Origin of the sequence: Parabacteroides massiliensis (genome assembly GCF_900155425.1) — a bacterium.
In the GTDB taxonomy this organism is placed as follows: Bacteria; Bacteroidota; Bacteroidia; order Bacteroidales; family Tannerellaceae; genus Parabacteroides; species Parabacteroides massiliensis.
Genome location: NZ_LT700201.1, coordinates 1 through 1,124, shown reverse-complemented (window position 1 = coordinate 1,124; position 1,124 = coordinate 1). Strand labels below are relative to the sequence as shown.

Genomic DNA, 1,124 nt, shown 5'->3' with positions numbered 1-1,124 from the left:
CCCCCCTCTCCCCCCCACCACAGAAAAAAACAAGAATGGATCCAGTCTTCACTGTTATTCTACGATACATAAGTGTGTGTATAAGAGACAGAGTTATTCCACCTTTCCCTCGGCCCCCCCCCCGCCGTAACCGCCCTTGCCCGTGTCCTGTATCTGTGTCCACATGTCCACGTTGCTTCTGAGGGCCTTCATCTCCTCCGGACTCAGGCTCCACAGACTGCCGTCCCACTGGCGGCCGATCTGCCCGCTCAGCTTGTCTATCTGTGCCTGGGAAAAACCATCCCAATAATAATTCCAAGAGCGGTGGCTGCCGTGGTAACCGGCCTGCGCCATCGCCATCTGCAGGTAGTTGGAATCCGTCTCTTTCTGCATCCGGTAAGCGTCGCGGTAAGCGGCTACAGATTTGGTGCCCTTGCTCTGTTTGATAGTGTCGGTCAAGTCCTCGATGGAAGTCTGAAGCATTTCGTTCCGGCTGGTCAGCCGGTCTATCGTGGCCTGCACCTCTTTCGCGTTGCTTCCGTTCCAGTTGATGGTGCCGCCCAGACTGAACAAAGTCTTCACCGCGCCGCTTACCGCCTTGACACCGCCGGTAATGACGCTCATCGGTTTGGTCAGGTCGATGCTTTCCAAGCCGTCCAGCGTCTGCCCCAAACCTTCCAGGTATTCACCCATCCATTCCGGCGGATCGATACCGAACTGTTCCACCAGTCCCAGCAGGTCTTCTGCCGCTCCCACGTATTCCTTCACCTGCCCCACGCTGCCGTGCAGGGCATCCGTAGCCTCGGCCAGTGCCCTCTGCTTCGCGTTTCGGGCGGCATCCAGTGCGGCCCGGGCGTTCTTCTGCTCGGCTTCAGTCCCTTCTTCCACGGCCTTGTTATAGGCTTCCTGGGCCTCCTTGACGGATAAGGTCGTGGATTTTACCCGCGACATGGATGATTCTAATGCCGCAAAGGGATTGCGCTCGCTAAGTTTCTTGTCGATGGAATCGATGGCACGTACCAGGTCTTTCAGGCTGTCCGGCTGCAAGTCCTTCTGGGTATCGATATATTCCTTCAGACGGGTACGGAGGGATTGGAGGCTTTCGGAGGATACCTTGTCGAGGTCCCCGAATACGGCTTCCCAAT

The 1,124-nt window shown here is 56.9% G+C and carries 1 pseudogene; it reads right to left on the bottom strand.

What is annotated here, in order from left to right:
• Nucleotides 1-120: 120 nt before the first annotated feature.
• Nucleotides 121-1,124: pseudogene (locus BQ9893_RS20895) on the bottom strand (viral A-type inclusion protein); the annotation flags it as partial.